This window comes from Stenotrophomonas sp. YJH_SMC_135, assembly GCF_059372355.1.
In genome coordinates this window covers 907,807-931,425 of the sequence record NZ_JCAFVN010000002.1, presented here as the reverse complement: position 1 = coordinate 931,425, position 23,619 = coordinate 907,807, and the positions used below count along the sequence as shown (strand labels likewise).

Below are 23,619 nucleotides of genomic sequence, written 5' to 3'. Positions count from 1 at the left end.
AAAGCGCCCCGGGCGGGCGCCACTGCCATGTCCGAAGTCGCCAACGAAGCGTCGCGTCGCCGCACCTTCGCCATCATTTCCCACCCTGATGCCGGCAAGACCACGCTGACCGAAAAGCTGCTGCTGTTCGGGGGCGCGATCCAGATGGCCGGTTCGGTCAAGGGCCGCAAGGCTGCCCGCCACGCCACGTCCGACTGGATGGCACTGGAAAAGGAGCGCGGCATCTCCGTCACCTCCTCGGTGATGCAGTTCCCGTATGAAGGCAAGATCGTCAACCTGCTCGACACCCCCGGCCACGCCGACTTCGGCGAAGACACCTACCGCGTGCTGACCGCGGTGGACTCGGCGCTGATGGTGATCGACGTGGCCAAGGGCGTGGAAGAGCGCACCATCAAGCTGATGGAAGTGTGCCGCCTGCGCGACACCCCGATCATGACCTTCATCAACAAGCTCGACCGCGAGGGCAAGGACCCGATCGAGCTGCTGGATGAAGTGGAAACCGTGCTCGGCATCCAGTGCGCGCCGGTCACCTGGCCGATCGGCATGGGCCAGCGCCTGAAGGGCGTGGTCCACCTGCTGACCGGCGAAGTGCACCTATACGAACCGGGCCGCAACTTCACCCGCCAGGACTCGACCATTTTCCCGTCCATCGATGCTCCCGGCCTGGCCGAGAAGATCGGTGCACAGATGCTGGCCGACCTGCGCGACGAGCTGGAACTGGTGCAGGGCGCCAGCCACCCGTTCGACCTGCAGGCCTACCGCGAGGGCAAGCAGACGCCGGTGTTCTTCGGCTCGGGCGTCAACAACTTCGGCGTGCAGCCGCTGCTGGACTTCTTCGTCGAACACGCACCCGCACCGCAGGCGCGCTCCACCACCGGCCGCGAGATCGCCCCGGAAGAAAACAAGCTGACCGGCTTCGTGTTCAAGATCCAGGCCAACATGGACCCGCAGCACCGCGACCGCGTGGCCTTCATGCGGGTCTGCTCGGGCCGCTTCAGCGCCGGCATGAAGACCTTCCACGTGCGTACCGGCAAGGAAATGAAGCTGGCCAACGCGCTGACCTTCATGGCCAGCGACCGCGAAATCGCCGCCGAGGCGTGGCCGGGCGATGTGATCGGCATCCACAACCACGGCACCATCTCCATTGGCGATACCTTCACCGAAGGCGAAGCGGTCACCTTCACCGGGATCCCCAACTTCGCCCCGGAACTGTTCCGCCGCGCCCGCCTGCGCGATCCGCTCAAGCTCAAGCAGCTGCAGAAGGGCCTGGCCCAGCTGTCCGAGGAGGGCGCGACCCAGTTCTTCCGCCCGCTCACCAGCAACGACCTGATCCTGGGTGCCGTCGGCGTGCTGCAGTTCGATGTGGCCGCCTACCGCCTGAAGGACGAGTACGGCGTGGAAGCCACCTTCGAGCCGGTGAGCGTGACCACTGCGCGCTGGGTCCACTGCAGCAACGAGAAGAAGCTGGAAGAGTTCCGCGAGAAGAACGCGCTGAACCTGGCGCTGGATGCCGCCGGGCACCTGGTCTACCTGGCGCCGACCCGGGTCAACCTGCAGCTGGCCCAGGAACGCTCGCCGGACGTGCGCTTCTCTGCCACCCGCGAAGCGGCGCATACCGTTTCGGCAGGCTGATGCCACGGGGTCGGATCCCTTTCCGGCAGGAAAGGGCTCTGACCCCAGCCAACGCAAGGCAGACATTCACCCACCATACGGTGACAGGCGTGCACGCATCGCCCATCGCGGCGATGATAGGGGGGTGCGGGTCCCCCTCCCCGCGAACAATGCCTACGCCATGTCCACGACGTCCATTGCTTCGATCCGTGAAGAAATCGCCAGTGCCCTGACCCATGGCCTGGGCGCGGTATTCGCCCTGGCCGCCAGCGCGGTGTTGATCACCCTGGCGGCGATCTACGGCGACGGCTGGCAGCTGGCCAGCGCGATCGTATTCGGTATCGCGCTGTTGCTGCTGTACACCGCCTCCACGCTGTACCACGCCATCCAGCATCCGGCCGCCAAGGGCCGGTTGAAGGTGTTCGACCATTGCGCGATCTATGTGCTGATCGCGGGCACCTATACCCCGTTCACCCTGATCGGCCTGCGCGGTCCGTGGGGCTGGGGCCTGTTCACCGCGATCTGGGCGCTGGCGCTGGGCGGCGTGGTGTTCAAGCTGTTCTACACCGGCCGCTTCAAGGTGCTCTCAACGGTGATCTACATCGCCATGGGCTGGCTGGTGGTCGTGGCGATCAAGCCGATGTGGGCCTCGATCGATGGCGGCACCCTCACCTGGCTGTTCGCCGGCGGCCTGTCGTACACGCTGGGGACCTATTTCTACCACCGTGAATCGATCCCGTACTCGCATGCCATCTGGCACCTGTTCGTGATCGGCGGCAGCGTCTGCCACTTCGTCGCGGTCACCATGCAGGTGCTGTAACGGCCGCTCGACGGCAGCGCGTGCACACCATGCACATGGTCGCTTCGCGCCCTGTCCACGAAGAGGGGGCAACCATGGCAGCGTGAATGCTGCCGCCTCCCCTGCCGCAAAGCGCACGCCCCGCTGGCGCCTCCGCCGCCCCGGCCCACGAGGCCGGCGCTGGCTCACGATCCTGATCTTCCTGCTGGCGGCGATCCTGGTACTGATCGCGTTGTGGGACTGGAACTGGTTCAAGGGGCCGGTGGAGCGCGCGGTGCAGGCACGCACCGGCCGCGTGCTGCACATCGGGAACCTTGATGTCGACCTCGGCCGCACCAGCACGATCCGCGCCGATGCGGTCACCTTCGCCAATGCCAGCTGGGCGAAACAACCCGATATGGCCAGCGCCGACCGCGTCGAGATCGACGTACGGGTCTGGCCCCTGCTGCGCGGCAGCGTGCAGCTGCCCGAAGTGCGCCTGACCCGGCCGGACGTGCTGCTGGAAACCGCCCCGCGCAAAGGCGAACCGGGCAACTGGGATTTCCTCGGTGACAGCGCCGGCGGGACCAGCCCCCAGCTCAAACGGCTGCGCGTCGATGACGGTCGCCTGCAGTTCCTCGATGCGCTCGGCCGCACCGATATCCGCGTGGACGTGCGCAGCGGCCAGCCGAAACAGGCCGACGCGGCGCCACCGCTGCTGGTGCAGGGCAAGGGACGCTGGCAGGGCAATCCGTTCACCCTGCGCGGTGGTACTGAATCACCGCTGGAGCTGACCGACAGCGGCCACCCGTTCCGCATCCACCTCGACGGTCGCGCTGGCGCCACCCACGCCGTCGCCAGCGGCACATTGACCAATCCCTTCCAGCTGCGCGTGTTCGACCTGCAGTTCGCGCTCAGCGGCCAGGACCTGGCCGACCTCTACCCCTTGCTCGGCATCGCCATTCCGCCGTCCCCACCCTACGCGTTGAATGGTCGGCTCAAGCGTGACCACGACCTCTGGCGTTACGAGCAGTTCACCGGCAAGGTCGGCGACAGCGACCTCGGTGGCAACCTGCAGTTCGAAGTGGGAGGCGCGCGCCCGCGACTGACCGCCACGCTGGAATCCAGACGCCTGGACTTCGATGACCTGGCCGGCTTCGTCGGTGCGCCACCGAAGACCGGCGGCGGCGAAACCGCCAATGCAGAGCAGAAGGCCGAGGCCGCACGGCTCGCCGCGCGAGCGCGTGTGTTGCCGGACACGCCCTACAACCTCGGCAAGCTGCGTGCGATGGATGCCGACGTGCGTTGGAAAGCCCACCGCATCAACGCGCCGTCATTGCCATTGGACGACATGGATGCACACCTGTTGCTGGATGACGGTGTGCTGCGGCTGGACCCACTGAACTTCGGCGTCGCCGGCGGCGACATCCGCAGCACGATCCGCATGGACGCGCGCCAGCCGCAGATCAGTACCGCGCTGAAGGCCAGTGTGCGCGGCGTGCAGCTTGGCCAGTTGTTCCCCGACGCCAAGCTGGCCGAACAGGCCAAGGGCGGCATCGGCGGCGAGGTAGACCTGAGTGGCCGCGGCAATTCGATCGCCGCGATGCTCGGCAGCAGCAGCGGCAAGGTCGGCCTGGCAATGGGCCGTGGCCATGTCGGCAACCTGGTGATGGAACTGGCCGGCCTGGACATCACCGAGTCGCTGAAATTCCTGGTGACCGGCGACAAGCAGATCCCCCTGCGTTGCGCCTTCGCCGACTTCGGCGTGCGCGACGGCCTGATGACTAGCCAGGCGCTGGCGGTGGATACCACCGACACGATCCTCATCGGCGAAGGCACGGTCAGCCTGCGCGACGAGAGCCTGGACCTGCTGTTGAAGCCACGCCCGAAGGACAAGAGCATCCTGGTGCTGCGCTCGCCACTGCACATCGCCGGCACTTTCAAGGACCCGTCGTTCCGCCCGGACTTCAAGGCGCTGGGCATCCGCGGCGCGGTGGCCCTGGCACTGGGCAGCATCGCCCCGCCGGCGGCATTGCTGGCAACCATCGAACTGGGGCCGGGCAAGGATGCCGACTGCGGGGGGCAGTATGCGAAGTAGGGTTACAGCGTTGTTCGCGGCGCCTGCATTGATGGTGGCTTGAGGGGGACGGGTGACGCAGGCAGGACACGCCCATGCCCTCCGCCTCTCCGACGTATCAGGAAGGCGCCGCTTCTGCTTCTGCACTTGCTGTTGGCGGGCCGGCGGGCCGCAGGCCCGCCGGTGAACACCTCACCCCGCCACGATGTACTGCTGCAGCTGGTCCAGCTCGCGCCGCTGCGCATCAATCACCGACTTCACCAGGTCACCGATGGAGATCACCCCCAGCACCTGCGCGCCCTCCACCACCGGCAGATGGCGGATGCGGTAGTCGGTCACCAGTTGCAGGCAATGCTCCACCTGCTCACCGGGCGACACCGTCACCACCTGCGCCGTCATGATCTCCGCCACCGCGGTATCGCGCGATGAACGATCACGCAGCACGATCTTGCGCGCGTAGTCACGCTCGGACAGGATCCCGACCAGCCGCGGCCCGTCCATCACCAGTACCGCACCGATGCCCTTTTCCGCCATCAACCGGATCGCATCGATCACCGCCGCGTCCGGCGCGACCGCATGTACTTCAGGAGACTTGCCATCCAACAGTTGCCGTACCGTCGTCATCTGCCTGCCCTCCGAGGGTGGGTTGCAGGGCCGAGTCTGCCACGGCGGATGCTAGCCACGCGTCAACCAGGTACAACGGCCGCTGCTTGGACTCTTCGTACAGCCGCCCCAGGTACTCTCCCACCAGCCCCAGCGCGATCAACTGCACTCCCCCCAGGAACAGGATCACCGCCATCATCGTCGGCCAACCCGCCACCCGGTCGCCATACAGCGCCGCCTTCACGATCACCCACAGGCCGAACACGAACGCGACTGCGGCGGTTGCCAGTCCCAGGTAGGGGCCGCCCGCAGCGGCACAGTCGAGAAGCCGGTGATGCCTTCGAGGGCGAAATTCCACAGCCGCCACAGGCTGAATTTGCTGGTGCCGGCCACGCGCGCGTGGCGGTGATAGGGCACGGCAATCCGCTTGAAGCCTACCCAGCTGAAAAGCCCCTTCATGAAACGGTGGCGCTCACGCATCCCGCGCAGGGCGCTCAGCGCGCGCGGGGACAGCAGGCGGAAATCTCCGGTATCGGCCGGGATCGGCGTACGCGACAGGCGACCCATCACCCGGTAGAACATCGCTGCCGTGGCGCGCTTGATCCAGGACTCGCCATCGCGGGCCATGCGCGTGCCGTAGACGTTGTCATGGCCCTCGCGCCAGCGCGCGACGAATTGCGGCACCAGCTCCGGCGGGTCCTGGCCGTCGGCATCGAGGATCATCGCTGCCCCCTCGTGCACCAGATCCAGGCCCGCGGTCAGCGCCGCCTCCTTGCCGAAGTTGCGCGACAGCTTCAGCGCCGAGACGCGCGCATCAGCCTGGGCCAACCCCGCGATCACCTCCCATGTGCGGTCATGACTGCCGTCATCCACATAGAGGATGTGGCCGTCGATGTCGGGCATGCCGTCCAGCACCGCGCACAGCCGTGGATGCAGCAGCGGTAATGCCAGGGCCTCGTTGTAGGCGGCGATGACAAAAGTGAGCCGTTCGCGGGTCATGCCCGGATTGTACATTGCCGGCCAGGCGCACGACCCGTCGCCCGCCGCTCACGCCACGCCTGCCTCAGTCCTCCGACAAGTATGACGCGCCTCCCAGCTGGCGCGCCTGGCGCTGGATCCATGCGGCGCGCCGCTGCACATACGGCCCCGGTGCGGCCGCGTTGTAGCGTCGCGGTGCCGGCAGTACCGCCGCCAGTCGCGCACTCTCGGCCGGGCTCAACCGGGCCGCGTCCTTGCCCCAGTATTTCTGGGCTGCCGCCTGCGCACCGTACACACCATCACCGAACTCGGCGATGTTGGCGTACATCTCCAGGATGCGCTCCTTCGGCCACAGCGCCTCGATCAGCACCGTGTACCAGACTTCCAGGCCCTTGCGGATCCAGCTGCGGCCCTGCCACAGGAACAGGTTCTTGGCCACCTGCTGGCTGATCGTGCTGGCGCCACGCAGGCGCCCTCCCCTGGCGTTATGGTCGCGGGCCTTTTCGATGGCCTGCAGATCGAAGCCATTGTGGTCGGGGAAGCGCTGGTCCTCGGCCGCCACCAGCGAGATCGGCAGGCTCGGCGCCATCTGGTCGAGGTCGCGCCACTGGTAATGCAGCCGATAGGACCAGTCCGCCTCGCCCAGCGCCTCGCCGTAGCGCCACAGCATCACCGTGGACACCGGCGGGTCGATGAAGCGCAGCACCAGCACCTGCAGGCAGCTGAAAGCAGCCAGCAGCACCGGCAGCCACAGCAGCCGCTTCCAGCGCCAGCGCCGCCGGCGCGGCGCGGCCACCTCCGCCACTACCTTGTGCTGCTCTCCCGCTGCCCCCATTACTGGTGCATCCTTCTTCTATCTGGTTGTCGGCGCATTATCCGGCAACCGCCCCCGTTTACGCGCGATGTGAGCCGATGACCGCCAACTCCGATTCCCTGATCCGTTTCCTGCTCCCCGACGCCGGCGTCCGCGGCGTGCATGTGCACCTGCAGGCCACCTGGCAGGAAATCCTGTCCCACGCCGTGTACCCGGACGCCGCTGCCGAGCTGCTCGGCGAGGCCTGTGTCGCCTCGGCCCTGTTCACCGGCCACACCAAGATCGACGGCCGCCTGTCAGTGCAGCTGCGCAGCAGCACTGCCCTGCGCACCCTGTTCGCCGAATGCACCGCGGGCGGCACCCTGCGTGGCATCGCCCAGCTCAGCGAAGGCGCCGACGCGCCGCGTGACCTGTCCAGCCTCGGCGATGACGCCATCCTCGCCATCACCATCGAGAACCCCGGCCTGGACCCGCGCGAGCCGCAGCGCTACCAGAGCCTGGTCGCGCTGACCGCGCCGGAACTGGACGAGGCCTTCGAGGACTACTTCCGCCAGTCGGAGCAGCTGCCCACCCGCCTGCTGCTGGCGGCCGACCGCAACGGTGCCGCCGGCCTGCTGCTGCAGAAACTGCCGGGCGACGAAGGCGACGAAGATGGCTGGGCGCGCGCCAGCGCCCTGTTCGAGACCCTGGGCAAGGCCGAACTGCTGGCGACCCCGGCCGAGCAGCTGCTGCACCGCCTGTTCCACGAGGAGCGGCCGGAGCTGCTGGGTGAAAAGCCGCTCTCCTTCGCCTGCTCCTGCTCGCGCGAGCGGGTGGCCGGCATGCTGCAGTCGCTGGGGGAAGAGGAGGCCCGAGCGGCCGCCGAGGACACTGGCGCCGTCGAGGTGCGTTGCGAATTCTGCGGACGCGAGTATCACTTTCCATTGACGGAGTTCGGCATACTGTTCCACGGCGCCCAGGGGGCTGTACCGGCGCCTGAACGACTTCAGTGAACGGCAGTCTTGTACCTGGGGAGGATCAAGGCTTGTTAAGAATTCATAAACACCCTAGGATCGAGTTCCCGTCCCCACGGGAACTTCCGTTGTCTGTCCCTGTCTGAACTGGTCCGATGCGTACCTTCCTGCGTCTACCGCTGGCCCTGCTGATCGCCCTCGGCGCGATCACGGGCGTGCATGCGCAGAGCAAGGACACCCGCACCGTGCTGCCGGTCTGGAACAAGGGCAGCGGCAAGGTCGAGGCGCTGCTGTACCTTGAGCCGACCGGCGAACAGGCGGCCGGCGCCCGCTGGCATTTCGGCCGCAACTCGCTGGACGCGGCCTTTGGCCTGTCCTCCGGCGATTCGCTGGGCCTGCTCTGCAACAGCAGCAGCGGCACCAGCATCAGCGGTCTGGCCAGCCATTGCATGCTGGCCAGCCTGGGCGACGAGGATGATCTGAACAGCCGTCGTTTCAGCGGTACCGCCGCGCTGAACCGCGGCAACAGCCGCCTGGGCATCACCGCCGGCACTGGCCGTGAAACCCTGCCCGCCTGGTTGTCGGGCCCGAACAAGACGCCCTCGCTGCGTGCCGAGCAGAACGATCTGACCGTGTTCGCGCAGAAGAACATCGGTCGCGAAGGCTTCGTCTCCATTGCCGGTACCTACGCCAAGGCGCGCCTGGTTCCGCTGGCCGACGCCTCGCCGGCCATCGTCGATCGCTGGGACAGCAAGAGCCTGAGCATCGGCGCCGGTTACGGCAACTTCACCGGCAGCATCATCGGCCGCGTGGTCGACGTCCCGGGCAAGCCCGGCAAGTGGGAAGGCCTGGGCATCGGCCTGACCTGGCGTACCCCGTGGTCCGGCCAGCTCACCGTCGGCGCCGAGAATGTGATCAGCCGCGGCAAGAATCCGTTCTCCCCGCGCAACGAAAGCAACGACGACGGCACCGTGCCGTATGTGCGTTACGAACAGGATCTCTGATCCCGGTAAACAGGCTCAGCAACGATATTCCCAAAGGCGCCGAAAGGCGCCTTTTGCATGTGCAAGCCTGCCGCGCACTTGTGTAACCGGTATCGCCGCTGGGCGATGAAACGCTGCGCACCGACATAGTGAGATACATTTCAATCGAAACTTTTTTCATCATTCTGCGTTAACAAACGAGGCAGAGCGCCCTGACCATGCCGGTAAACTATTGAGTGGCATGGGAAAAGCGCATCTTTACCAAAATCACAGGCTTGATTAACACAGCTTTAATTCTTGGCGAACGCCCGTTACTATCGGGTCAGCCTCGCGATTTGGGAGCGCTTTTTCGCTCCCCCGCCGGGCATTAACCCCAGCCAAGATTTCTTGGAGAGAGAGAGCCAATGAAACTAAAGTCCAGCCAGCTGCGTGACGCAGTTGTGATCGCGCTTGTCGCCGGTGCCACCACCGCGACGGCGCACGCCCAGGAAGCCACCAACCTCGACCGCATCGAGGTCACCGGTTCGCGCATCCGTCAGGTCGATACCGAAACCGCCCAGCCCGTTCTGAGCATCAGCCGCGCTTCGATCGAGAAGAGCGGTTTCAAGACGGTCGCCGACGTCCTGCAGAACATCGCCGCAGCCGGCAGCCCGGCCATCAGCCGTTCCGAGCCGCTGTCCTCCGGTGAAGCCGTCGGTGGCTTCTACATCGACCTGCGCAACCTCGGCGCCGAACGCACCCTGGTGCTGGTCGACGGCAAGCGCCTCGGCGCCAGCGTCAGCGGCCTGCAGGACGTGTCGCAGATTCCGTCGGCCATCGTCGAGCGCATCGACGTCCTGAAGGACGGCGCGTCGTCGATCTACGGCTCCGACGCGATCGCCGGTGTGATCAACATCATCACCCGCAAGAACTTCCAGGGCCTGGAAGCCAACGCCTACGTCGGCCAGTACGGCGAAGGCGACGGCCAGAAGACCAGCTACGACTTCGTGGCCGGCTTCACCGGTGACCGCGGTTCGATCACCATCGGCGCCGAGTACGCCGAAGAAAAGGAAGTGTGGGCCAAGGATCGCTGGTTCAGCCGTTATCCGCGCACCACCTTCCACCCGGCCCAGAACTGGAGCCCGGTCAGCCAGTGGGGCACCATCATCGATCCGGATACCGATGACTGGCTGGTGCTGAACCGCGGTGGCGACTACCGCGACGTCAACCAGTACCACGACCAGGACTTCGCCGGCATCACCGGTGACACCAGCAACTCCAATACGCAGATGCACCTGCTGACGCCGACCAAGCGTCGCTCGGTGTTCGCCAACGTCCAGTACGACCTGACCGACAACATCCGCTTCGTCTCCGACCTGCTGTACACCCGTCGTGAGTCGCAGGCCCAGGTCGCAGGCTATCCGTTGCAGTCTGCGTCGTATGAGCGCCTGGGTGCCAAGTGGGATGCCGACAGCTACTACAACCCCTTCGGCAAGGACATGGGCTTCATGCGCCGTGGCTGGGAAGTGCCGCGCCTGTCGACCAACAAGCTGACCACCTTCCGCTTCACCGGCGCCCTGCAGGGCAGCTTCCAGTTCAATGACAAGTACTTCGACTGGGAAGCCGGCTACATCTACCAGAACTCGGAGAACCAGCAGAGCCAGACCGGCAACTACAACGTGCTGGCGGTCAATGCCGCCACCGGCCCGTCGTTCTACAACCCGGCCACCGGCCGCGTCGAGTGCGGCACGGCAGCAGGCCTGGTCGATGGCTCCAACCCGATCTATGGCCCGGGCGCCGGCGGCTGCCTGCCGTGGAACCCGGCCATTCCGTACGGCCGTACCGGTGACGGTGGCCTGACCGGCAACCCGGATCTGCAGCAGTTCCTGTTCCCGACCACCAAGAACACCGGTGAAGTCACCACCAAGACCTACTACGCGAACATCGCCGGCAGCCTGTTCACCCTGCCCGCCGGCGACCTGGGCTTCGCGCTGGGTTACGAGTACCGCGAGGACAAGGGTTCGTACAATCCGGACGCCCTGTCGCAGACCGGCTACTCGACCGACCTGGCCGCCGGCCCGACCGGTGGTGGTTACGACGTCAACGAAGTCTATCTGGAGCTGAATGTTCCGATCCTGGCCGACCTGCCGGGTGCCAAGGAACTGAGCTTCAACGCCGCGACGCGCTACTCGAAGTACAGCACCTTCGGCAACACCACCAACAACAAGTTCGGCCTGAAGTGGAAGCCGATCGACCAGCTGCTGGTGCGTGCTACCTACGCCGAAGGCTTCCGTGCGCCGACCATCGACAATCTGTACGGTGGCAGCTCGCAGACCTTCGCGTACTTCACCGATCCGTGCGATACCGACTTCGGTTCGACCGGCCAGCCGGGCGTCGCTGCCCGTTGCGCCGCGGCCATCGGCCCGACCGCCAGCACCTTCCGCCAGCTGCGCCAGGGCTACGTGCCGGCCAGCGGTCCGGATGAGCAGACGCCGGACCCGTTCAACGCCGTCTCCAACCCGAACCTGACTCCGGAAAAGTCCAAGTCCAAGACCGTTGGCCTGGTGTGGAGCCCGACCTTCGCCCAGGGCCTGAACATGAGCCTGGACTGGTGGAACATCAAGATCACCAACACGATCGTCACCGACAGCCCGGATGACCAGCTGAACGACTGCTACGTGCTTGGCATCGCCGAGCGCTGCAACTCGTTCACCCGTGATCCGAACCGTCACAACGTGATCAACCTGACCTACGCACCGCGTAACGCCGGCTACCAGGAAACCGAAGGCTTCGACTTCGACGTGGCGTACCGCTTCGAGACCGACAGCTGGGGTACCTTCAACGCCAACCTGCAGAACAGCTACGTCACCAAGAACGTGCTGAAGACCACCAATGCGCAGCAGGTGCCGGTGTCGATCCTCAACGGCTTCGGCAGCAACTTCCGCCTGCGTTCGAACCTGGTGCTGGGCTGGGAGCGTGGCGACTGGGGCGTGACCTGGGGCACCCGTTACTTCTCCAGCGTCAAGGAGCGTTGCTACTACAGCGACGAGTGCAGCCTGCCGGACTTCGGTTCGCCGGATCCGGTGCGCGACCAGCCGATGAACAAGCGTGGTTCGACCATGTTCCACGACGTCCAGGTTTCCTGGAACGCACCGTGGAATGCGACCATCGCCGTCGGCGCACGTAACGTGTTCGACCACTACGGCCCGCAGATGTACTCGGCACCGAACTCGCAGTTCTCCTATTACGGCGGCTACGACATCGGTCGCTTCATGTACATGCAGTACAAGCAGAAGTTCTGATCGCCAGTCTGATCAGCTGATGCAGCAACGGCCCCGCAAGGGGCCGTTGTTCTTTGTGGCGCATGGAAACAGCTGGCCAGGCACAACAAAAAAAGGCCGCGGTGTCGCCGCGGCCTTGCTTCGCATCACTCCCGGGTGCTCATCCGTTCGGAATCAGCGTCTCGATCAGATGCTCGACGTACGCTTCGAAATCCTCGCGTGCCTGCTTGGGCTGCTGCAGCTGCAGCGACAACTGCAGGAAGCCGACATAGGCGGCATAGGCCAGGCGCGCGCGATGGCGTGCATCGGTCGAGCTGAGGCCCGCCTGGCGGAACGAGGCGACCAGATAATCGAGGCGGCGCTGCGAGACGCGGTCGATCACCGGCCGCACCATCGGATGATCCAGTGCCTTCAGCAGCTCGCTGTAGATGATGTGCGGCTGCACTTCATGCGCCACCATCTGGAACAGCTGGCGCAGGCGCACGCGCGGATCCGGCACGTCTTCCAGGCTGCCGAACACCTGTTCCTGTTCGAACAGTTCCCAGCGCTCCAGCGCCGCCTGCAGCAATGCATCGCGCGAAGGGAAATGCCAGTAGAAACTGCCCTTGGTGACGCCGAGCCGCCGTGCCAGCGGCTCCACCGCGACGGCGCCGACACCTTGTTCAGCAATCAGATCGAGGGCCGCCTGGGCCCAGTCTTCGGCACTCAGGCGGCTGTTGCGGCCGGCGCGCGGTTCGCCGGCGGAAGCGTCAGGTTGATTCATGGGCTGATTTAACCATACGCCGGGGTTCGTTGCAGTACGCGGTTGCGGTCGAAACCGTCGCAGCCTCCCAGGCGAGGTCCATTCAGGGGACTTCCGCAGCGCACCATACCGTGCAGTATTGACTTCCCCCCGAACCGATCCATACTAGCAAGTATGGTTACGTCCCCACCTCCCGCTGCGTTCCATGACCTGCGCCTGGACGCCGCCCATGGCGCCCGCCTGGCCGCCACCGCCAGCGACCATGGCCGGCGCGGCCGGGTGCTGTTCGCGCATGGCTTCGGCCAGACCCGCCACGCCTGGAATGCCACTGCCCGCGCACTGAATGCCGCCGGCCTGCAGACGCTGGCCTACGACGCCCGCGGCCACGGCGATTCGGACTGGAATGCCGCCAACCTGCCCTATCACGGCGAACAGTTCGCCGATGACCTGATCGTGCTGGCCGGCGAGCAGCCGCGCCCGCCGGTACTGGTTGCCGCATCGATGGGCGGGCTGTTCGGCCTGCTGGCCGAGTCGCGCTGGCCCGGCCTGTTCTCGGCGATGGTGCTGGTCGACATCACCCCGCGCTGGGATACCGCCGGCGTCGAGCGCATCCTCGCCTTCATGACCGCCCATCCCGACGGCTTCGCTTCGCTGGCCCAGGCCGCCGACGTGATCTCGGCGTACATGCCGCACCGTCCGCGCAAATCCGAGCAGTCGCTGCGTGCGCTGCTGCGCGAGGACGGCCGCGGCCGCTGGCGCTGGCACTGGGATCCGCGCCTGGTGGCCGAACTGGCCCGCGACAGCGAACAGCACCAGGACGCACTGGCCGAGGCCGCGCGCCAGGTGAAGTGCCCGCTGCTGCTGGTCAGCGGCGGACGCAGCGACCTGGTCACGCCGCAGACCGTGGCCGAGTTCCTGGCGTTGGCGCCGCATGCGCGCCATGTGCAGCTGCCGCAGGCCACCCATATGGTCGCCGGCGATGACAACGACGCCTTTACCGCTACTGTGTTGGACTATCTGGACGTGTTGCCCGCAGCGGACGCTGCGGCTTCGTCCGCCACAAACGAGCACGTCACCGGAGCACGCTCATGAGCATCGTTCTTCCCTTCCTCGCCCTGCTGCTGGCAGGCGCGTTCGTCGCCTACCACCGCATGCGGCTGGTTACCTGGACGCTGATCAGCGTGGCCCTGCTGGCTGCCTGCTGGTTCATTCCCTACGTCAACCAGACCGCCACGATCGTCGCGGCCGCCGTGTTGGCCGTCATCGCCGTGCCGCTGCTGCTGCCGTTCATCCGCAAGCCGCTGCTGACCGGCCCGATGATGAAGGTGTTCCGCAAGGTGCTGCCGCCGCTGTCGCAGACCGAGCGCATCGCACTGGAAACCGGTTCGGTCGGTTTCGAGGGCGAACTGTTCACCGGTGATCCGGACTGGAACATCCTGCTCAACTATCCCAAGCCGCAGCTGACCGCCGAGGAACAGGCCTTCCTCGATGGCCCGGTGGAAGAGCTGTGCGCGATGGTCAACGACTGGGAAATCACCCACGTCCATGCGGACCTGCCGCCGGAACTGTGGGCCTTCATCAAGAAGAACAAGTTCTTCGGCATGATCATCCCGAAGGAATATGGCGGGCTGGGCTTCTCCGCACTGGCCCACCACAAGGTGATCCAGAAGCTGGCGTCGGTGTCTTCGGTGGTCAGCTCCACCGTCGGCGTGCCCAACTCGCTGGGCCCGGGTGAACTGCTGGTGCATTACGGCACCCAGGAACAGAAGGACCAGTACCTGCCGCGCCTGGCCGATGGCCGCGAAGTGCCCTGCTTCGGCCTGACCGGTCCGTTCGCCGGCTCCGACGCCACCTCGATCCCGGACTACGGCATCGTCTGCAAGGGCGAGTGGAACGGCGAGCAGGTGCTCGGCGTCAAGCTCACCTTCGACAAGCGCTACATCACCCTGGCCCCGGTCGCTTCGCTGATCGGCCTGGCGTTCCGCATGTACGACCCGGATGGCCTGATCGGCGATACCCGCGACATCGGCATCACCCTGGGCCTGCTGCCGCGCGACACCGCCGGCGTTGAAATCGGCCGTCGCCACTTCCCGCTGAACTCGACGTTCCAGAACGGCCCCATCCGCGGCAAGGACGTGTTCATTCCGCTGACCCAGCTGATCGGTGGCGCGGCCATGGCCGGCAAGGGCTGGAACATGCTCAACGAGTGCCTGGCCGTGGGCCGCTCGATCACCCTGCCGTCCACCGCCAGTGGTGGTGCCAAGGCCGGTGCCGCGGTGACCGGCGCCTATGCGCGCATCCGCAAGCAGTTCGGCCTGTCGGTCGGCCGCTTCGAGGGCGTGGAAGAAGCGCTGGCCCGCATCGGCGGCAAGGCGTACAAGATCAGTGCGCTGTCGCAGGCCACCGCCGCCGCGGTTGACCGTGGCGACGTGCCGTCGGTGCCGTCGGCGATCGCCAAGTACCACTGCACCACCATGAGTCGCGAAGTGATCTCGGACATGATGGACGTGATCGGCGGCAAGGGCATCATCCTGGGGCCGCGCAACTTCGCTGGCCGCAGCTGGCAGGCCGCGCCGATCGCGATCACCGTGGAAGGCGCCAACATCATGACCCGCAGCCTGCTGATCTTCGGCCAGGGTGCGATCCTCTGCCACCCGTGGGTGCTGAAGGAAATGAAGGCCGCGCAGGATCCGGATACCCGCGCCGGCCTGCAGGACTTCGACCGCAGCCTGTTCGGCCACATCCGCTTCGGCATCTCCAATGCCGTGCGTTCGTTCTGGTTCGGCCTGACCGGCGCGCGCTTCGGTGCCGCCCCGGGCGACGCCTATACCCGCCGCTACTTCCGCAAGCTGGACCGCTACTCGGCCAACCTGGCGCTGATGGCCGACATCTCGATGATGACCCTCGGCGGCAAGCTGAAGTTCAAGGAATCGCTGTCCGGCCGCCTGGGCGATGTGCTGAGCCACGTCTACATGACCAGCGCCATGCTCAAGCGCTACCACGACGAAGGCGCACCGCAGGCCGACCAGCCGCTGCTGGCCTGGGCCTTCCATGACAGCGTGCACAAGATCGAAGAGTCGCTGTCGGCCGCACTGCGCAACTTCCCGATCCGTCCGATCGGCTGGCTGATGTGGGCACTGATCTTCCCGCTGGGCCGTCGTGCCGAGGCTCCGGGCGATCGCCTGAGCCGTCGTGTCGCCGCCCTGCTGATGGCGCCGAATGAAGCCCGCGACCGTCTGGCCAGTGGCGTGTTCCTGACCCCGTGCGAGAACAACCCGGGCGGCCGTATCAACAGCTACCTGAGCAAGGCGATCATGGCCGAGCCGGTGGAGCGCAAGTTCCTGAAGGCGCTGAAGAGCAAGGGCATCGAGGCGCTGGACTTCAAGGCGCAGCTGGACGAAGCCGTGGCCGAGGGCGTGATCACCCAGGATGAGCGCAGCCTGCTGGAAGAGCTGCGCACGCTGACCCTGGACACCATCACCGTGGACGACTTCGACACCCACGAACTGCGCGCGGCCAGCTACTACGACCGCCAGCACAAGGACCCGCATTCGCAGGCAGCCTGATCGCCCGCGACACGCGTTGCTTCGACGGCGGGCCTCGGCCCGCCGTCGCTTTATCCGCCGACCGGAATACCCACCATGTCCACGCCCCTGCTCTCGCTTTACCACCGGCTGCAGCGCTGGCCCGCCGGCACCTGGCTGTTCTCGCGCGCGGTGTGCTTCAAGGCGCCCTACTTCGCCAGCATCGCGCCACGCATCACCCGCCTGGAACACGGCCGCTGCGAAGGCACGCTGGCCGACCGCCGCAGGGTGCGCAACCACATCGGCACGGTGCACGCGATCGCGATGTGCAACCTGGCCGAACTGACCGCCGGGTTGATGGTCGATGCATCGCTGCCGAAGGGCATGCGCTGGATCCCGAAGGGGATGCAGGTGCAGTACCTGGCCAAGGCACGTGGCACGCTGCAGGCGGTGGCGTTGCCGGCACAGCCGATTGTCGTCGCGGCCGAGGGCTATGCGCTGCCGGTGACGGTGAGCGTGCGCGACCGTGCGGGCACGGAGGTGTTCAGCGCGGTGATCGACATGTGGTTGTCGCCGGCGAAGTAGGTCCCCGCGAACGGCGCAGCCCCTCGTGGGTGGACGGTTGATCGCGGAAAGCCCTGGCTAGGCTGGGGACGGTGGGTTCGCGGGGGACGCCGTGAACCCATCCCTGGGGCCTTGGCCGCGGCATCCATGCCGCGGACACCCCCGCGAACCCACCGCCCCCAGCCTCGGACGCATCTCTGCGGCGTCCACCCACGCAAGAGAAAAAAGAAGGGCAGAAGCAAAAGCAAAAGCGGCCCACCGGCCGCTTTTTGCTGTTGCTGTTGCTGTTGCTCTTGAACTTCTTTTTCTTCTCCGTGGGCTGGCCGCGCCCTGAAACTGTCAGGGGTGTGGCGGGTGGGCCGTTCAGGGGCGTTGGCGCCATGGATGGCGCCATCGAGCTTACATGGACGTACTTGCAGCATCCCCTGCACGGCCCACCCGCCACCCCCAACACATGACCCGCTCCACGCGACCAACCCACGAGGGGCTGCGCCGTTGGCTGGAAACTACGCCAGCGCGCGAAACACCAACGCCAGGATCGCCGGCACCGCCTGGATCATGAAAATACGGCGGCTCACGCTGTACGCGCCATAGCAGCCCGCCACCGCCACGCAGGCCAGCGAGAACGTCACCAGCACCGGCTGATCGATCACCAGCCCCACCACGATGCCTGCCGCCAGGAAGCCGTTGTACAGGCCCTGGTTGGCCGCCAGCACGCGCGTGTCCCCGGCCTTCTCCGGCGTGTTGCGGAAGGTCTTCAGGCCCAGCGGGCGGGTCCACAGGAACATCTCCAGCACCAGGAAATAGACGTGCAGCAGTGCGACCAGCAAGGTCAGGGCGAGTGCGATCCAGTACATGTGCGGTTCCTTGGACAGGGAAGGAGAATGGGGTCAGCGCCCTTTCCCCGCGGGAAAGGGCCCTGACCCCGGCAAATCAACGGTCGCGCGGCAGCTTCTTTTCTTCGCGCAGCACGCCGAACGCAGCCAGGGTCATGAAGCCGGCCACCAGTACGCCGCCGATGAACACCACGTGCGAACCGAACAGGGTCAGTGCCTTGTGGATCCAGGTGAACCCCAGGTCCGCGCCGCGGTACACCACGGTGTCGATCGCCGCGCCGGCCTTGTAGCGCCACTGCCGGTCCACGCGCGTGTAGATGGTCTCGCGCGCCGGCTTGGCCAGTGCGAATTCGCTGGCGCGGGTCATCACCTGCACCACCGCGACCATCAACGGCATCGGCGAGGCTGCCAGCACCGAGAAGCCGATCAGGATCGCGAAACCGGGAATCAGCAGCGCCGGCGCGATGCCGTGGCGCGACAGCAGCCAGCGGGTCAGGCCCACCTGCATCAGCAGCGCCAGCGCGTTCACCGCCAGGTCGATGCGCGAGAAGAACGCGGTACTGGCCGCCGGGTCGGTAAACGCCGCGCGCACGATGCTGGCCTGCTGGTTGTACAGCAGCGTGCCGACGCCCACGCCGAACACCACCATCACCGCCAACCAGCGCAGCAGCGGCTCGCGCACGATCAGTTTCAGGCCGTCCAGCACGCTGCCGCCCATCGGTTGCTCGCCGGACACCAGTTGCTGCTCGCGTTCGCGCAGCACCGCCCAATGCCGCAGCCGCCAGATGCACAACAGGCACACGACCAGGAATGCTGCCGAGACCAGCATCAGGTTGGCGATGCCCACGCGCTGCGCCAGCGCGCTGGTGATCAACGGGCCGAGGAACGCGCCAACGGTGCCGGCCGCACCGATGTAGCCGTAGTAGGCACGCGCCTGTGCGTTGGAGAACACGTCGGCCATGAAGCTCCAGAACACCGCCACCGCGAACAGGTTGAAGACCATCACCCAGAGGAAAAAGGCCATGCCCCGCCCTGGCACGTGACTGTCGAACAGTGCGTAGAACCCCAGCAGGGTGACGATGAAGAAGCCGTACACCATGGGAAGGAACACACGGCGCGGGAAGCGGCTGACCAGCCAGCCGTACACCGGCTGCAGCACCAGCATGATCACGAACACGCAGGAGAACAGGAACTGCAGGACGAAGTCCTTCAACGCGATGCCATGGCTGGCGAACCAGGTGATCAGCACGGGCGGGAACACCGTTTCCAGGTCCGCCGAGGCGGCCATGGCCTCACGCACCGGGCGCAGCACGTAGTAGCCGCTGAGCAGGCAGAAGAAGTACAGGAACGACCACCACAGCGCCGGCGACTCGCGCAGCGCCGCCGCCAGGCCCTGCAGCGGCCCCTTGCCCGATGCAGCGCTCATGCAGCGCCCCTCGCCCACAGACGGCGGTTGGACAGCAGCATGGCAGGCTCCGGGGCGGTGAAGCGCGTACGTTAGCCAATGCACTGCAACATCGCCAGCGTGACGCGCCCTCGCGCCTGCGGACGGACGCGACGACCGGCCTGGACGACACGTTCCGATACACACTTTCGGGGCGTCAAAATTCCAACTTTTTCAACAAGATGCGCATTCATCTTCGCTTTGTTTGTGCACAGGGGAAAAGCGGCGCTAGAATCGCCATCAGCAGTCGCGCACGGGTCCAACCGATGAAAAAGAACAGCCTGCGTCGTCCGATCCGTTCGGCGGCCACCGGTTTGCTGGGCATGTTGATGCCCGTTGCCTTGTCCACCACCGCGCAGACACCGCCGGCGTTGCCGCCGATGCCGACCAACATCGAATCCGCGACGGCTGCCACCGTCGCCCACACCCAGCCTGCGGCCTACCGCACCGGTCTGGTGCCGCGCGTCCAGGCGCCGGCGGCTGGCTTCAACGTCGCCAACATCGAATCGATGGCGCAGCAGCTGACCTATGGCGAGCGCGTGCCAGGCATGGCGGTGGCGATCGTGCAGGGCGGCCGCATTCTCAGCGCGCGTGGCTATGGCGTCACCGACGTCAACAACCCGCTGCCGGTCGATGCGCACACCGTGTTCCGCCTGGCCTCGCTGTCCAAGGCCTTCGCCGGCACCATGGCCGGCCTGCTGGTCAACGACGGCACGCTGCGCTGGGACAGCAAGGTCACCGACTACGTGCCGGGCTTCCGCCTCAATTCGCCCGAAGCCACCGACCGCCTGACCGTGGCCGACGTGCTCAGCCATCGCGTCGGCCTGCCGTACAACGCGTACGACCGCGACATCGAAGGCAACGCCGAGTACTACGCGCTGACCCAGAAGCTGGCCAACACCAGCCTGAAATGCCTGCCGGGCGACTGCTACGCCTACCAGAACGTGGCCTTCAGCCTGATCGGCGACGTTGTGTATGCGGCCTCGGGCAGCTTCTACGAGCAGTCGGTCGAGCGCCGCATCTTCAAGCCGCTGGGCATGAATGATGCCAGCCTCGGCCTGGCCGGCATCCAGGCCAGCTCGCGCTGGGCGCGTCCGCACGTGCGCAGCCGCAACGGCTGGGTCTCGCTGACGCCCAAGCCCACCTATTACCGCGTCGCTCCGGCGGCTGGTGTCAACGCCAGCGCCAGCGACATGGCGCAGTGGCTGCTGGCCCACACCGGCCATCGCCCCGACGTGCTGCCGGCACCGCTGCTGGCCACCCTGCATTCAAGCCTGATCAACACGCCGGGCGAGATGCGTTCGGGCTGGCGCCGTGAGCGCCTGCACTCGGCGGGCTACGCATTGGGTTGGCGTACCTTCGACTACGCCGGCCACGACGTGGTGTTCCATGCAGGTGCCGTGCAGGGCTATCGCGGCCTGGTCGCGCTGGTGCCGGAACGTGACCTCGGCATCGCCATCCTCTGGAATGGCGAAAGCGGCCTGCCCAGCGGCCTGCTGCCGACCGTGCTCGACTCGGCTCTCGGCCTGCCGGCGCAGCGCTGGCTGGACGTGGACACCGACTTCGGCAGCGACAACCTGATGGCCGAGGGCGCAAGCCCGGCGCAGCAGGACAAGCGCAAGGGCAAGGGCGCCTCGGGCAACCGCGCGGTGGCTTCGCCGCGCTGACCAGGCGGGCTCGACCGTGTGTGCGAAGGGCGGCCCATCGGTCGCCCTATTTGTTGGCCGTTGCAGCGTCGAGCCCATGCTCGGCTCTGCAGTTCCGCAGCGCTAGTGCGCGAAGTAGTGCATGCCGCCGTCCACTGGAATCACCGCACCGGTGATGTAACCCGCCAGCGGCGAGGCCAGGAACGCCACCAGCGGCGCCACTTCCTCCGGTTCTCCAAAGCGTCCGATCGGGATGTTGCGGGCAATGAACGCGCGTCTGCTTTCCTCGGTGCGGTGCAGGCGGTCCAGGATCTGCGCGCTGTTGATGCGCCCCGGTGCAATCGCGTTCACCGTGATGCCCTGCCCCGCCACCTCCGACGACAGGCCCTTGCTCCACAGGTGCAATGCCGCCTTCGCCGCGGTGGCCGCGTTCACCGCGCGCGGTTCCATCGAACCGCTGAAGTTGATCACCCGTCCCCATGCCTGCGCCTGCATGCCGGGCAACAGCGCCTGGGTCAGCCGTCGTGCGGCGGAGAAGTTCAGGGCGATCGCTTCCTCCCAGATATCGTCATCGGCATCGACCGTGGTCGGCCGGGAACCGCCTGCGGCATTGACCAGGATGTCGACACGCTGCAATGCCTCACGGGATGCGTCCGCGATGTACCGGAGGTCGCCGGCAACCGTGACATCGCCGGCCACGATGACCGGTGCGGCGCTGCCTTCAGCTTCGATCCGCGCCGCCAGCGCCTGCAACGGTGCCCGCTGCCGCGACGTGATGGCAATGCGCACGCCCTGGGCCGCCAGCTGCCTGGCGACGGCGGCACCGATGCCGCTGGCCGCGCCCGTCACCAACGCGGTACGGCCAGCAAGATTCAAGTCCATGGTGTTCTCCTGTCAGCGTGGCCGGCGAATCCGGTCCGTGCACGACATGCTGTTTGATCACCCCTGATTGATAAACTCCACGCAGGTTTCAGCATTCAACACCCGGGGTGTCAGATGAACCTGCTGGAGAGCATGCAGGTCTACGTGCTGATCGTGGACAAGGGCAGCCTCAGTGCGGCAGCCGCGGCGATGGATATCTCGGCAACGATGGCCGGCAAGCACCTGCGCGCATTGGAAGCCCGGCTGGGCATGCAGCTGTTGAGCCGTACCACCCGGCGCCAGCACATGACACCGTTCGGCGAGGACTACTACGCGCGCTGCAAGGAGATCCTGCGCCTGGTGGAGGAAACCGACGCGCAGGCGCAGCACCAGCAGCTCTCACCGGCGGGCACGCTGCGCATCAGCGCACCGGTGATCTTCGGTACACACGCGCTGGTACCGGCGCTGGCCGAGTACATGGCCCGTCATCCGGATGTCCGGGTCGAAGCCACGCTGACCGATCGTGTGGTCGACCTGGCCGAAGAGGGCTTCGAGGCGGCACTGCGCATCGGCACGCTGGCCGACAGCAGCGTGCTGGTGGCACGAGCACTGGCCCCCTATCGCTTGATGATGTGCGCCTCGCCGGCGTATCTGGCCAGGCACGGCACGCCACGCAGCGTGCACGCAATTGGCGGCCATCAATGCCTGTCGTTCGAACCGAGTGCGCTTGCCCAGTGGCTGCAGGACGACGCTGGCGAGCTCGACCACGTGCCCGACGGCCGACTGCAGATCAACAATGGCGAAGCGCTGCGTTCGGCGGCGCTGCACGGCCTTGGCATCGTCCTGCAATCGACGCTGCTGCTGGCCGCCGATGTCGAGGCGGGGCGTCTGGTGCAGCTGTTCCCGGAATACGGTCAGGCCGGTCGGCCGATGCACGTGGTCTATGCGCACGACCGTTACCACTCCACCCGCCTGCGCAGCTTCCTCGACTTCCTGATGGAGCGCTTTCCAGCGGCGCCGCACGGCTAGCGCCGACCGTCAGGAAAGCGGTCGAGCCTGGCTCGACTCGACGCTACAAGTGGCCCATAAAAAAACCCCCTCCCCGCTGGGCAGCCAGGGAAGGGGGTTTCAGGATGCGGCTATCGGGAAGTACTTAGATCAGCGGCGCCGGGGTTGCCGGCAGAGCGACCGGAGCGGCCTTCTTCTTGCGGGCGGCCGGCTTGCGCTTGGCAACCTTCTTCGCTGCCTTCTTCGGGGCAGCCTTCTTGGTGGCCTTCTTCGCGGTCTTCTTCACTGCCTTCTTGGCGGTCTTCTTGACGGCCTTCTTGGCAGTGGCCTTCTTCGCGACCTTCTTGGCCGGCTTGCGCGCCGCGGCCTTCTTGGCAGTCTTCTTGGTGGCCTTCTTGGCTACCTTCTTGGTGGCCTTCTTGGCTACCTTCTTGGCAGCGGACTTCTTGGCTACCTTCTTCGCCGCCTTCTTCACTGCCTTCTTCGCAGTGGTCTTCTTGGCGACCTTCTTCGCAGCCTTCTTCACTGCCTTCTTGGCGGTTGCCTTCTTCGCGACCTTCTTCACTGCCTTCTTGGCAGCGGCCTTCTTCGCGACCTTCTTCACCGCTTTCTTGGCGGCGGGCTTCTTCTTCGCAGCTTTCTTGGTTGCCATGGGATGGCTCCTCGTCAGTGATAGGGAGTTGAAACGCCCAGTTGGATCAAACCCGCGGATGCTGCGTGCGGGGACCGCCGGCGCGTCAGGCGCGCCGTTACGGATGCGGCAATGCCCGCCTCGATCGGCGGAGCGGGCATCGGAACGGGAGTTGCCTTGCATTTCTCCGGGGGAAGCGGGGCCATGTCCACCGTCATCAGGGTCGCGGTGGTCTTGAAGGGGCTGCTTCGCATCGGACGATTGATTCTGCGCACTCGGTTGGGCAGGCAAGGTCTGCTGAGGCGA

The 23,619-nt window shown here is 66.2% G+C and carries 18 protein-coding genes and 1 pseudogene; 11 read left to right on the top strand and 8 right to left on the bottom strand.

Annotation, left to right across the window (positions count from 1 at the left end; all coding sequences use genetic code 11):
• The first annotated feature begins 27 nt into the window (after positions 1-27).
• The 3 genes from AC5P98_RS10725 to AC5P98_RS10715 all read left to right on the top strand — a co-directional run bounded on the left by AC5P98_RS10725 (position 28) and on the right by AC5P98_RS10715 (position 4,487).
• Complete coding sequence (locus AC5P98_RS10725; protein WP_014648065.1) at positions 28-1,632, top strand: peptide chain release factor 3; 1,605 nt, start codon at positions 28-30, stop codon at positions 1,630-1,632.
• Between the two features lie 160 nt (positions 1,633-1,792).
• On the top strand, positions 1,793-2,431 hold the full coding sequence (gene trhA, locus AC5P98_RS10720; protein ID WP_049404938.1) for a PAQR family membrane homeostasis protein TrhA: 639 nt from the start codon (positions 1,793-1,795) through the stop codon (positions 2,429-2,431).
• Positions 2,432-2,513: 82 nt separating this feature from the next.
• Positions 2,514-4,487 carry an AsmA family protein gene (locus AC5P98_RS10715; protein ID WP_032955910.1) on the top strand — a complete coding sequence of 658 codons (1,974 nt, stop codon included), beginning with the start codon at positions 2,514-2,516 and terminating at the stop codon, positions 4,485-4,487.
• Positions 4,488-4,658: 171 nt separating this feature from the next.
• Here AC5P98_RS10715 and AC5P98_RS10710 read toward each other — a convergent pair whose 3' ends face one another.
• From AC5P98_RS10710 to mtgA, 3 genes and pseudogenes are all read right to left on the bottom strand, one after another.
• Positions 4,659-5,090 (bottom strand): CBS domain-containing protein, encoded by a 432-nt coding sequence (locus AC5P98_RS10710; protein WP_012511858.1) that lies wholly within the window; start codon positions 5,088-5,090, stop codon positions 4,659-4,661.
• Positions 5,050-6,068: pseudogene (locus tag AC5P98_RS10705) on the bottom strand (glycosyltransferase family 2 protein). The gene AC5P98_RS10710 and the pseudogene AC5P98_RS10705 overlap by 41 nt, the downstream one beginning before the upstream one ends.
• Positions 6,069-6,132: 64 nt before the next feature.
• On the bottom strand, positions 6,133-6,882 hold the full coding sequence (gene mtgA / locus AC5P98_RS10700) for a monofunctional biosynthetic peptidoglycan transglycosylase (RefSeq protein ID WP_032957384.1): 750 nt from the start codon (positions 6,880-6,882) through the stop codon (positions 6,133-6,135).
• A 77-nt stretch (positions 6,883-6,959) separates the two neighbouring features.
• On the opposite strand from mtgA, the gene hslO reads away from it, so the two are divergent.
• From hslO to AC5P98_RS10685, 3 genes are all read left to right on the top strand, one after another.
• Positions 6,960-7,853, top strand: a complete 894-nt coding sequence (gene hslO, locus AC5P98_RS10695; RefSeq protein ID WP_014648070.1) for an Hsp33 family molecular chaperone HslO — start codon at positions 6,960-6,962, stop codon at positions 7,851-7,853.
• A 116-nt stretch (positions 7,854-7,969) separates the two neighbouring features.
• Positions 7,970-8,818, top strand: a complete 849-nt coding sequence (locus AC5P98_RS10690) for an XOO1806 family protein (RefSeq protein WP_014648071.1) — start codon at positions 7,970-7,972, stop codon at positions 8,816-8,818.
• A 383-nt stretch (positions 8,819-9,201) separates the two neighbouring features.
• On the top strand, positions 9,202-12,078 hold the full coding sequence (locus AC5P98_RS10685; RefSeq protein ID WP_014648072.1) for a TonB-dependent receptor plug domain-containing protein: 2,877 nt from the start codon (positions 9,202-9,204) through the stop codon (positions 12,076-12,078).
• Between the two features lie 139 nt (positions 12,079-12,217).
• Here AC5P98_RS10685 and AC5P98_RS10680 read toward each other — a convergent pair whose 3' ends face one another.
• Positions 12,218-12,820, bottom strand: coding sequence for a TetR/AcrR family transcriptional regulator (locus AC5P98_RS10680; protein ID WP_005418411.1), 603 nt, complete (start codon positions 12,818-12,820; stop codon positions 12,218-12,220).
• Positions 12,821-12,973: 153 nt separating this feature from the next.
• Here AC5P98_RS10680 and AC5P98_RS10675 point away from each other — a divergent pair, with 153 nt between their 5' ends.
• The 3 genes from AC5P98_RS10675 to AC5P98_RS10665 all read left to right on the top strand — a co-directional run bounded on the left by AC5P98_RS10675 (position 12,974) and on the right by AC5P98_RS10665 (position 16,908).
• Entirely contained in the window at positions 12,974-13,891 is a 918-nt protein-coding gene (locus AC5P98_RS10675; protein WP_014648073.1) for an alpha/beta fold hydrolase, read from the top strand.
• Positions 13,888-16,365 carry an acyl-CoA dehydrogenase gene (locus AC5P98_RS10670; RefSeq protein WP_049408155.1) on the top strand — a complete coding sequence of 826 codons (2,478 nt, stop codon included), beginning with the start codon at positions 13,888-13,890 and terminating at the stop codon, positions 16,363-16,365. The genes AC5P98_RS10675 and AC5P98_RS10670 overlap by 4 nt, the downstream gene beginning before the upstream one ends.
• A 75-nt stretch (positions 16,366-16,440) precedes the next feature.
• Positions 16,441-16,908 carry a hotdog fold domain-containing protein gene (locus AC5P98_RS10665; RefSeq protein ID WP_014648075.1) on the top strand — a complete coding sequence of 156 codons (468 nt, stop codon included), beginning with the start codon at positions 16,441-16,443 and terminating at the stop codon, positions 16,906-16,908.
• Positions 16,909-17,393: 485 nt separating this feature from the next.
• Here AC5P98_RS10665 and AC5P98_RS10660 read toward each other — a convergent pair whose 3' ends face one another.
• On the bottom strand, positions 17,394-17,744 hold the full coding sequence (locus tag AC5P98_RS10660) for a DUF1304 domain-containing protein (protein WP_049405620.1): 351 nt from the start codon (positions 17,742-17,744) through the stop codon (positions 17,394-17,396).
• Between the two features lie 76 nt (positions 17,745-17,820).
• Positions 17,821-19,149 carry an NTP/NDP exchange transporter gene (locus AC5P98_RS10655; RefSeq protein ID WP_032960854.1) on the bottom strand — a complete coding sequence of 443 codons (1,329 nt, stop codon included), beginning with the start codon at positions 19,147-19,149 and terminating at the stop codon, positions 17,821-17,823.
• Between the two features lie 284 nt (positions 19,150-19,433).
• Here AC5P98_RS10655 and AC5P98_RS10650 point away from each other — a divergent pair, with 284 nt between their 5' ends.
• A complete protein-coding gene (locus tag AC5P98_RS10650; protein ID WP_032960851.1) occupies positions 19,434-20,834 on the top strand; it encodes a serine hydrolase domain-containing protein in 1,401 nt (466 codons plus the stop codon).
• A gap of 102 nt (positions 20,835-20,936) precedes the next feature.
• Here AC5P98_RS10650 and AC5P98_RS10645 read toward each other — a convergent pair whose 3' ends face one another.
• The gene (locus AC5P98_RS10645) at positions 20,937-21,695 is read right to left on the bottom strand and encodes an SDR family NAD(P)-dependent oxidoreductase (protein WP_049405617.1); all 759 of its coding nucleotides are present in this window, start codon (positions 21,693-21,695) and stop codon (positions 20,937-20,939) included.
• 114 nt (positions 21,696-21,809) lie between these two features.
• Between AC5P98_RS10645 and AC5P98_RS10640 the strand changes: the two genes are divergently transcribed.
• Positions 21,810-22,703 carry a LysR family transcriptional regulator gene (locus tag AC5P98_RS10640; RefSeq protein WP_049405615.1) on the top strand — a complete coding sequence of 298 codons (894 nt, stop codon included), beginning with the start codon at positions 21,810-21,812 and terminating at the stop codon, positions 22,701-22,703.
• Between the two features lie 124 nt (positions 22,704-22,827).
• Here AC5P98_RS10640 and AC5P98_RS10635 read toward each other — a convergent pair whose 3' ends face one another.
• Positions 22,828-23,334 carry a hypothetical protein gene (locus AC5P98_RS10635; RefSeq protein ID WP_049405613.1) on the bottom strand — a complete coding sequence of 169 codons (507 nt, stop codon included), beginning with the start codon at positions 23,332-23,334 and terminating at the stop codon, positions 22,828-22,830.
• Between the last annotated feature and the right edge of the window lie 285 nt (positions 23,335-23,619).